The sequence below is a fragment of the Ideonella sp. genome (assembly GCF_036277275.1).
GTDB lineage: Bacteria > Pseudomonadota > Gammaproteobacteria > Burkholderiales > Burkholderiaceae_C > Ideonella.
In genome coordinates this window covers 1-11,195 of record NZ_DASUNH010000020.1, presented here as the reverse complement: position 1 = coordinate 11,195, position 11,195 = coordinate 1, and the positions used below count along the sequence as shown (strand labels likewise).

Below are 11,195 nucleotides of genomic sequence, written 5' to 3'. Positions count from 1 at the left end.
CACCAAGGGTAGGGGGCCGGTTCGAAGTGCAACGGGGGAAAAGATGCCGGAGAGGGGCGCTATTTCGTCCGACAAGCTCGAGGCGAACGGAGGGCGGCGGCATCGCATGTCATTGCAGCGCCGCCAACCCTCCCCATTCAGCCCAAGGCGTGCGCAGCGCCGCCGCCATCAAGTGGCGTGCTCGGATCCGGCTTTGCCGGTCCGCTGCGCGAGCCCTCTCGGGGCTGCAAGGCCTCGGCCCCGGAGGGCCGTGGGGGCTCCATCACCCTCCGAAGATGTCACCCGCGTCGACGTTGCTGACGTTGGTGCCCAGCAGCTTGATCTCCATGTCGACCGCACCGTCGCCGTTCAGGTCGACCAGCAGCACTGCGTCACCGGCGCCCAGGCCGCTGCCGTAGGTCGTGCCGCTGACGGCCCGGACCTCGGTGTTGCCGCTGGAGGTGAAGGCATTGGTGCCGCGGAAGCCCAGCGTGCCCTGGACCAGACCCAGCAGGTAGATCTGGTCGACCGTCGTCGCGTTGGTGCCGGCGTTGAAGCCGGTGATCGTGTCGGCCGACGAGCCGGTGCCCGATTCCGACGCCGCCTTGAACAGGATCTTGTCGACGCCGGCGCCGGCGGTGATCGCGTCGACGCCGTCCTTGGCCCAGACGGTCGTGCCGCCGGCCCGGATCGTGATCGTGTCGTTGCCGCTGGAGCCGACGACGCTTTCGACTGACGAGACCGAGACCAGCCCGGCGGCCAGCATCGTCACCGTGTCGGTGCCAACGGCGCCCGTCACCGATTCGACACCGGACACCGACAGGCTGCCGGAGGCGACGAGCGTGACGCGGTCGGTGGTGCCGGTGGTGCCGATCACCGATTCGACGGACGAGATCTGCAGCAGGTTGGTGCCGCGCAGCGTGATGACGTCGGTGCCGGTGGTGCCGGTGACCTTCTCGATCGCCGAGACCGACAGGCTGCCGGCGCTCAACATCGTCAACGTGTCGGCGGTGCCGGTGGTGCCGTTGACCGACTCGATCGAGCTGATCCGCAAGGCGCCGCCGCTGAGCATCGTCAGCGTGTCGGTGCCGGTCGAGCCGAGCGCCGATTCCATGCTGCGAACGCTGATCGAGCCGGCCGACAGCATCGTCACGATGTCGGTCGTTCCGGTGGTGCCGATCACGCTCTCGATGCTGCTGACCTTCAGCGCGCCGCCGACCTGCAGCGTGATCGTGTCGGTGCCGGTGGTGCCGAGCACGCTCTCGATGTTGCCGACGCGCACGCCGCCGGTGCCCAGCAGCTGCAGCACGTCGGTCGTTCCGTTGGTGCCGAGCACGGTTTCGATCGCGCTGGTGGCCACGCTGGCGCTGAGCATCACGACCGATTCGATGCCGGTCGTGCCGATGACGGTTTCGACGTTGCTGACGCGCAGGGCGCCGGCGACGGTGATCGTCACGACATCGGTGCCGGTCGAGCCGATCACGGTGTCGATCTTGTTGACCCGCATCGAGCCGGCGTTGAGCATCGTCACCGTTTCGGTCGTCAGCGTGGTGCCGACGACGCTTTCGATCGACGACACGCGCAGCGAGCCGGTGCCCCGCAGCGTGACCACGTCGTTGGTCGCCGTGCTGCCAAGCACCGTTTCGACCGCACTGACCGACAGCGAGCCGCCGCCGACGAGCGTCACGACATCGGCCGTGGCGGTGGTGCCGTTGACCGAGTCGACACCCGACACGCGGATGCTGACCGCGCCGCTGCCACGAAGCGCCAGCACGTCGGTGGCCGCGGTGGTGCCGACGACCGACTCGACGCCCGAGACCGACATCGTGCCGGTGGCCAGCATCTGGACCACGTCGGTCGAGCCGCTGGCACCGTTGACCGTCTCGACCTTCGAGACCTTCACCGTGCCCGATGCGAGCAGCGTCAGCACGTCGGCGCCGGTCGTGCCGAGCACCGAGTCGATCGCCGAGGTGGCGACCGCGCCGGCGGCCAGCAGGCTCAGCACATCGGTCGTGGCCGTGGTACCGACCACGGTTTCGACGGCCGAGGTGGCCAGCGTGCCGGTGGCGAGCATCGACACGACATCGGTCCCGGTCGAACCGGTCACCGATTCGATGGCGGAGATGTCGATCGTCGACGCGGCCAGCAGGCGGATCGAATCGGTCGACGCGGTCGAGCCGATCACCGACTCGATCGCGGAGATCGACGTGGCGCTGGCATCGGCCAGCAAGGTCAATGTGTCACTCAGGCCGGTGGTGCCGATCACGCTGCTGACACCGCTGGTGGTCAGCTCGCCTTGCTGGCGCATCGTCACCACGTCGCCGGCCAGCGTGCTGCCGATCACCGTCTCGATGTCCGATACGCCGACCGTGCCGAGGCCCAGCAGCGTGACGACATCGCTGGTGTCCAGCGTGCCGGTGACCGACTCGACGCCGGAGACGGCGATCGAGCCACCGGTCAGCAGCGTGACACTGTCCGTCGTGCCGGTGCTGCCGAGCACGGTGTCGACGCTGGAGACGCTCAGCGCACCGGCAACCGCCAACGTGATCACCTCGACGCTGCCGCCCAGGCCGTAGACCGTTTCGACGGCGCTCACGCGCAGCGCGCCGCCGGCCAGCATGTTGACCTGGTCGCTGCCGGTGCTGCCGATGACGCTGTCGACGGCGCTGACGCTGACCGTGCCCGCATCGAGCAGGCTCAGCACGTCGCCGGTGCCGGTGGTGCCGACCACGGTGGCCACGTCGCTGATCTTCAGCAAGCCGCCGGCCAGCATCCGCACCACGTCGCCGGTGTTGCCGGTGCCAAGCACGCTTTCAACGCCCGAGACGCCGACGGTGCCGGCGGCCAGCAGGGCCACGATGTCCGCCGTGCCGGTGGTGCCGATCACCGAGTCGATCGCCGACACGGTCAGTCGGCCGCCGGCCAGCATGGTTGCCACATCGGTGGTGGCGGTGGTGCCGATGAGCGTTTCGACCGCCGAGACCTTGATGCTGCCGGCGGCCAGCAGCGTGACGACGTCACGCGTGCCGGCCGAGCCGGTGACCTGTTCGACCGCGGAGACGCTCAGCGCATCGCCGGTGCGCATCCGCACGCTGTCCGTGCCGCTGCTGCCGGTGACGGTTTCGACATCGGACACGTTCAGCACGCCGGCGACCAGCATCGTCACCTTGTCGGTGCCGGCCGCGGTGCCATCGACGGTTTCGACGCCGGAGACGGCCAGCGTGCCGCCGCCGATCAGCGTTGCGACGTCGGTGAGGGCGGTCGTGCCGATCAGCGTCTCGACGTTCGACAGTGCCACGGTGCCGGTGGCCAGCAGGCGCAGAACGTCGGTGGTGCCGGTGGTGCCGTTGACAGTGTCGACGGCGTTGATGGCCAGCGTGCCGCCGTTGAAGCTCAGCACGTCGACCGCGGTGGTGCCCAGCACGCTTTCGACCCCGGAGACTTCGACGCTGCCGCCGCCACGCAGAGTGACGACGTCGGTGCCGGTCGAGCCGACGACCGATTCGACCGCGCTGACGCCGACAGAGCCGGCCGCCAGCAGCGTGACCACGTCGGTGGTATCGCCGCCACCGACGACCGATTCGACGGCCGACACTTCGATGGCGCCCGATTCGAGCAGATGCACCTCGTTGGTCAAGGCGGTGCCACCGATCACGCGCTCGAAGGCGCTGACGGCCACGACGCCGCCGGCCAGCAGCGTCAGTGCCTCCGCGGTGGCGGTGGTGCCGAGCACGCTTTCAACGGCCGAGACGGCCAGCGCACCGGCCGTGCCGGAGTCGGTGACGGTGATCACGTCGGTGCCGGTCGAGCCGAGCACGGTGTCGACCTCGCTGAGGCTGACGGAGGCGGCAGCCAGCAGGCTCAGCACATCGGTGGTGCCCGTCGTGCCGGTCACCGACTCGACGGCCGAGGTGGCCAGCGTGCCGGCCGCCAGCATGGTGGCCGAGTCGCCGGCCGACGTGGTGCCGAGCACCGTTTCGACGGCGCTGACCGAGACCGCGCCGGTGTTGAGCATCGTCAGCACATCGGCGCCGGTGGCACCGATGACGCTGTCGACGTCAGAGACCGCGACGCGGCCGGCGGCCAGCAGCGTCAGCACGTCGCCGCTGCCCGCGCCGGTGCCGATCACCGATTCGAACGCCGAGACGGAGACGCTGCCGCTGTTCAGCAGCGTCAGCGCGTCGTTGGTGCCGGTGGTGCCGATGACCTTGGCCACGTCGGACACGGCGATGGAGCCGCCGGCCAGCAGGCTGACCTGGTCGGTCGTCGCGCTGGTGCCGACGACCGTGTCGACGCCTGAGACCTTGATCGCGCCGGTGGCCAGCAGCGTGACGACGTCGCCGGCGTTGGTGGTGCCGATGACCGACTCCATCGCCGAGATCGAGACGCTACCGGTGGCCAGCATCGTCAGCGCGTCGGTGGTGCCGGTGCTGCCGAGCACCGATTCGACGGCCGAGGTGGCCAGCGTGCCGCCGGCCAGCATCTGGAGTGCGTCGGTGGTGGCCGTCGAGCCGATGACCGATTCGATGGCCGAGATCGCCATGGCGGCGGTCGGTGCGGCCAGCAGGGTCAGCGTGTCGGCCGTGCCGGTGGAGCCGGTCACCGTTTCGATCGCGGACACCGCCACCGTGCCGTTGCCGATCAGCGTCAGCGATTCGGTGCCGGTGGCGCCGATGATGGTTTCGACACCCGAGGCGCGCAGCGTGTCACCGGCGTTGAGCATCACGATGTCGCCGGCGCCGCTGGAGCCGATGACCGATTCGATGCCGCTGAAACGCAGCGTTCCGGAGGCCAGCATCGTGACCGCGTCGGTGGTGCCCGTGCCGCCGACGACGCTGTCGACCGACGAGACGGAAATGGCGGTCTGCGTGCCGACCAGCGTGACGGTGTCGGTGCCGGTGGTGCCCAGCACCGTATCCACGCCGCTGACGTCCAGGCTGCCGGCGACGCCCATGGTGACGACATCGGCGCCGGTGGATCCGACCACCGATTCGATCGCCGAGACCCAGGTGCTGCCCGCAGCCAGCAGGGTCAGCGTGTCGGTGGTGCCAGTGCCGCCGATGACGCTGTCGATGGCCGACGCCGACAGCGCCGCCTGGGCGCTGAGCAAGGTCACGACATCGGTCGCAGCGGCGCTGCCGATCACGGTTTCGGCGCCGCTGACGCGCAGCGTGCCGCCGCCGGCCAGCGTCACCACATCGGTGCCGGTGGTGCCGACCAGGGTTTCGATGCGCGAGACCATCACGGTCGCCGAGGCGCCGTCCAGTGTCAGCACGTCGGTGCCTGTCGAGCCGATCACCGATTCGAAGGCCGAGGCCGTCAGGCTGCCGGCGGCCAGCAGGGTCAGCACTTCGCCGGTGGCGGTGGTGCCGACCGCGCTTTCGACGGCCGAGACGGCGAGCGAGCCGGTGGCCAGCAGGCTCACCGTTTCGCCGGTGCCGGTGGTGCCGATCACGGTGTCGACATGGCGCACCAGCAGGCTTTCGCCGGCGGTGCCGATGCGCACGGTCTCGGTCAGCGCCGAGCTGCCGGTGACGCTTTCGATGCCGGACACGGTCACCGTGCCAGCGGCCAGCAGCGTCAACGCGTCGGTGGTGTCGGTGGTGCCGAGCACGCTGTCGACGGCCGAGGTGGCGAGGCTGCCGCCGGCCAGCATCGTCACCGTGTCGGTGACGCCCGTCTGGCCCAGCACGGTGTTGATGTCGGATACGGCGAGCGCGCTGCCCGAAGCGAGCGTGACCACTTCGACCAGCGTCGAGGCGCCGACCACGCTGGCCACGTCGCTGACCTTCAGGCTGCCGGCGGCCAGCATCGTGACGGCATCGCTGCCGCCGCCGCCGACCACCGATTCGACGGCGGAGACTTCGATCGAGCCGCCGTCCAGCACGGTCACCACGTCGGTCGCGGCGGCCGAGCCGACCACGCGCTCGACCGCGCTGACATTGACCGTGCCGGTGGCCAGCATGTTGAGGATGTCGGTGCCGGTGGAGCCGACGACGCTGTCGACCTTGCTGATCGACAGCGTGCCGGCGGCCAGCATCGTCGCGGTGTCGGCACCGGTGGTGCCGACGAGCGTGTCGACCGCCGAGACTGACAGGCTGCCCGCGGCCAGCATCGTGACGGCTTCGGTGGTGCCGGTGGTGCCGGTCACGGTCTCGAAGCGCGAGACCGAGATCGCGCCGCCGGCCAACAGCGCCAGCACGTCGTCGGTGTCGGTGGTGCCGATCGCGGTCTCGACGCTGCTGACGGACATCGTGCCCGGCGTCGTCATGCGCACGATGTCGGCCACGCCGGCCGAGCCGAGCACGGTTTCGATGTCGCTGGCCGTCAGGCTACCGGCGGTCAGCATGCGCACCACGTCCGTGCCGGTGGAGCCATTGACGCTCGCCATGCTGGAGACGGCAATCGTGCCGGCGGCCAGCAGCGTGGCGGTGTCGGTCGTGGCGGTCGTGCCGACCAGGGTCTCCACGGCGCTGACTTCGATACTGCCGCCCGCGGCCACGGTGACCACGTCGGTGCCGGTCGAACCGATCACGGTCTCGAAGCGGTTGACCCGGATCGTGCTGTCGGCCAACAGCGACAGCGTGTCGCCCGCGTCGGTGCTGCCGATCGCGGTGTCGACGTCCTGCACCGCCAGAGAACCCGAGGCCAGCATGGTGACGATGTCGGCCGAGGCCGAGACGCCGATCACGCTGTCTACATCGGACACGCTGACCGCGCCGGCGACCAGCAGCGTCAGCACTTCGGTGCTGTCGGCGCTGCCGATGACGCTCTCGACGGCCGAGGTGGCCAGGCTGCCGCCGTTGCTCAGGGTCACCACGTCGGTGCTGGTGCTGCCCAGCACGGTTTCCAGGTCCGACACCGCGACGGTGCCGGCGGTCAGCAGGTGCATCACGTCGGTGGTGCTGGTCGTGCCGACCACGCTGGCCACGTTGCGCACGTGCAGCGTGCCGGTGGACAGCATCGTGATCTCGTCGGCCGTGTCGCCTGTGCCGACCACCGTCTCGACGGCCGAGACGGCCAGCGCACCGGCCGTCAGCAGCGTGATGCCATCGACGCCGGTCGTGCCGAGTACCGTTTCGACGTCGGAGACCTTCAGGCCACCGGCAACGAGCAGGCTGACCACGTCGTCGGTGGCGGCGCTGCCGGTCACGCTTTCGATCGCGCTGACGGCCAGGGTGCCACCATTGGCCATCGTGACGGCGTCGGTGACGCCGAGCGAGCCGAGCACGGTTTCGATGGCGTCGACTTCGACGCTGCCCGACGCCAGCATGTGCAGCACGTCGGCGGTGGCGGTGGTGCCGATGACGGTGGCCACGCGTGACACATGCAAGGTCGCGTCTTCGCTCAACTGCGTCACCACGTCGCCGGCGTTGCCGGTGCCGAGCACGGTGTCGATGTCACTGACGCTGAGCGATTCGCTGGCCAGCAGGCGCACCGCGTCGGCGGCGGTGGTGCCGATCACGCTGGCCACCGACGACACCGCGACGGTGCCGGCGGCCAGCAGCGTGACCTGGTCGGTCGATTCGCCGGTGCCTTGCACCGATTCGACCTGGCTGATCGCCAGGCTGCCGGTGGTCAGCAGCGTGACGCTGTCGACACTGCCCAGGCCGCCGACCAGGGTTTCGACATCGGACAGCGTGATGCTGCCGCTGGTCATCAGGTGGATCTCGTCGGCGGTGCCGGTCGAGCCGACGACCGTCTCGACGGCCGACATCGAGACGACGCCTTCGGCGCCAAGCGTGACGATGTCACCGGCGGCGGTCGAGCCGATCACGGTTTCGAAATCAGACACCAGCACTTCGCCGGCGGCCAGCAGGTTCAGCACGTCGGTCGTGGCGGTGCTGCCGGTGACGCTCTCGACGGCCTGCACGGCCAAGGTGCCGGTGTCGCCCAAGGTGACGCTGTCCGACAGGTCGGCCGAGCCGAGCACGGTGTCGACCGCGCTGACGGTCAGCGCGGTGCCGTCGCGCATCGTGACGACATCGGTGCCGCTGGTGCCCTGCACCGATTCGACGCCCGCCACCGACACGTCGCCTGCGACGAGCAGCTGGATTTCGTCGGCCGTGCCGTCCGAGCCGGTCACGCTTTCGACGCCGGAGATCTGCAGGGTGCCTTCGGTCAACAGCGTGACCGCGTCGGCGGTGTCGGTGGTGCCAAGCAACTGGTCGACATCGCTGACGGAGATCGCTCCCGCGGCGAGCATCTGCACGGCGTCGGCCGTGCCGCCGGCACCGATCACGCTTTCGACCGCGCTGACCGCCAGCGTGGTGTCGGTGTCGAGTTGCGTGACGGTGTCGTTGGTGGCCGAGGAGCCGACCAGCGTCGCGACGCCCGACACGCTGACCGACGCGCCCGCCAGCAGCGTGACGACATCGCCGCTGCCCGAGCCGACGACCGATTCGATATCGCTGATCGACAGATTGCCCGCGGCGTCCAACGTCACCGTGTCGGCGGTGTCGGTGGTGCCGGTGACCGATTCGACGCCGCTGACGTGCAATGACGTGGCGTCGAGCATGCTGACCGCATCACTGCCGGTGCTGCCGATCACGCTTTCGATGTCGCTGACCGAGACCGCGCCAGCGGCCGACAGTGTCACCACATCGGTGCCGCCGCTCTGGCCGAGGACGCTTTCGACGTCCGCGACCAGCACGTTTGCGTTGCTGTCCAGCAGCGTCACCGCGTCGCTCAGGCCGCCCGAGCCGGTGATGGTTTCGAACGCCGAGACCTCGATCGCGCCGCTGTGCAGCAGCGTCAGGGAATCGGTGGTGTCGGTGGTGCCGATGGCGGTCTCGACATCGCTGACCGCGACGCTGCCGCCGGCCAGCAGGGTCACCACATCGGTGCCGGTCGAGCCGAGCACGCTGTCGACCCCCGAGACGGAGATCGTCGCGTCGGTCAGCAGGCTCAGCACTTCGACACCGGTCGTCCCGGTGACGGTTTCGACGTCGCTGACGGCCAGGCTGCCGGCGGCGATCGTCAGCACATCGGTGCCGGTGGAGCCGAGCACGCTGTCGATGTTGGCCACCGTGATGCTGCTGCTGGTCGCGTCGGCCAGCGTGACGATCTCGACGGCGTTGGCCGCACCGATCAGCGACTCGACCGCGTTGCCCGCGCCGGCCACCGTGATGCTGCCGCCGCCGACCAGCGTGACGCGGTCGGTGCCGGTCGAGCCGGTGACACTTTCGACGCCTGACAGCGTGGTGCTGCCGGCGTTCAGCAGCGTGACCTCGTCCACCGTGCCGGCCGCGCCGATCAGCGTCTCGACGTCGGACAGCGCCACCGTCGCCGAAGCGAGCAGGGTCACGGTGTTGGTGCCGGCCGAGCCGAGCACGGTCTCGACATCGGTCACCGCAATGCTGCCGGCGGCCAATAGTGTCAGCTCGTCGGTCGTCGCGGTCGAGCCGATCACGCTCTCGACGCTGCTGACGCTGTGCGAGCCGGCGTCTTCGAAGGTCACGGTGTCAACCGAGCCGGCAGCGCCGAGCACGGATTCGACATCACTGGTCTGCACGCTGCCGCCGCCGGCGAGCGTCAGTACGTCGGTGGTCGCGGTCGAGCCGACGACACTTTCGACGGCGGACACGGCCAACGCCGCGCTGCCCATCGTCACCTGGTCGGCACCGGTCGAGCCGAGCACGGTGGCGATGTCGCTCACTTCGAGCGTTGCGCCGTTGCCGAGCAGGCTCAGCACGTCGGCCGTGTCACCGGTGCCGATGACGGACTCGACATCGGAAACCGCCAGCGCGCCAGCGGCGGCCAGCGTGATCACGTCGGTGGTGTCGGTCGAGCCGATCACGGTGTTGATGTTGGCGACCGACAGTGCGGCGCCGGCGCCGACGACGGTGACGATCTCGACCACGCCGCTGCTGCCGACGATGCTGTCGACATCGGACACGGCCACGCCGCCGCTGCCCAGCAGCGTCAGCACATCGGTCGTGCCGGTGGTGCCGACGACGCTTTCGATCGCCGTCACGGCAACCGCCGCGCTGGCCATCGTCAGCGTGTCGGTGCCGGTCGATCCAACCACCGTGGCCACGTCGCTGACGGTGACGCTGGCGCCGTTGCCGCCGAGCGAGACCACGTCGGTGGACTGGCCGGTGCCGGTCACCGATTCGATGTCCGAAACCTTCACGGCGCCGGTGGCCAGCAGCGTGACGGCGTCGGTGGTGTCGGTGGTACCGATCACGGTGTCGACGGCGCTGACCGCGAGCGTGCCGGTGGTGCCCAGCGTGACCACTTCGGTCAGGCCGGCGCTGCCGACGACGGTTTCGACGTCGGACACATTGACCGAGCCGGCAGCCAGGAGCGTCAACGCATCGGTGGTGCCGGTCGAGCCGATGACCGATTCGACGCCCGATGCGGCGAGCGTCGCGCTGGCCATCGTCAGCGCATCGGTGCCGGTGGAGCCGAGCACGGTGGCCACGTCGCTGACGGTGACCGTGGCGCCGTTGCCCAGCAGCGTGACGACATCGCTGCCGAGGCCGGTGCCGGTGACGGATTCGATGCCCGAGACCTTCAATGCGCCGCTGGCCAGCAGTGTGACCGCGTCGGCGGTGTCGGTGGTGCCGAGGACGGTGTCGACGGCGTTGACGGCGATCGTGCCGCCGGTCAGCATCGTGACCACTTCGGTGATGCCGCTGCCGCCGATCACGGTATCGACGTCGCTGACGCCGATGCTGCCCGAGGCGAGCAGCGAGACGATGTCGGTGGTGTCGGTGGTGCCGATCACGCTCTCGACCGCCGAGACGGCAAGGCCGCCGGTGGCCAGCATGGTGACCGCGTCGGTGGTGCCAGTGCCGCCGATGACGGTGTTGATGTCGGAGACGGCGACAGCCGTGCCGCCGATCATGCGCAGCACTTCGATGTTCGACGACGAGCCGATCACGCTGGCCACGTCGGAGATTCGTACGGTGCCGGCGGCGCCGAGCGTCAGCACGTCGGCGGTGCCGCTGGTGCCGATGACGGTTTCGACGGCCGAGACCCAGAGCGCGCCGGTCGTGCTCATCGTCACCGCATCGGTCGCACCGGTGCTGCCGATGATGGAGTCGACATCCGAGACGTTGACCGACCCGGCCACGAGGAGTTGCACGATGTCGGTGGTGTCGGTGGTGCCGATCACCGTTTCGACGCCCGAGACCTTGACGGTGCCGGTGGCCAGCATCGTCAGCGCATCGGCGCCGGTGGAGCCGAGCACGGTGTCGATGTCGCTGATG

Annotated in this window: 1 protein-coding gene; it reads right to left on the bottom strand. The window is 69.7% G+C overall.

Annotated elements, in window-relative coordinates:
• Nucleotides 1–262 precede the first annotated feature (262 nt).
• Nucleotides 263–11,071 (bottom strand): hypothetical protein, encoded by a 10,809-nt coding sequence (locus VFY73_RS04155; protein ID WP_329716652.1) that lies wholly within the window; start codon nucleotides 11,069–11,071, stop codon nucleotides 263–265.
• Nucleotides 11,072–11,195: the final 124 nt, after the last annotated feature.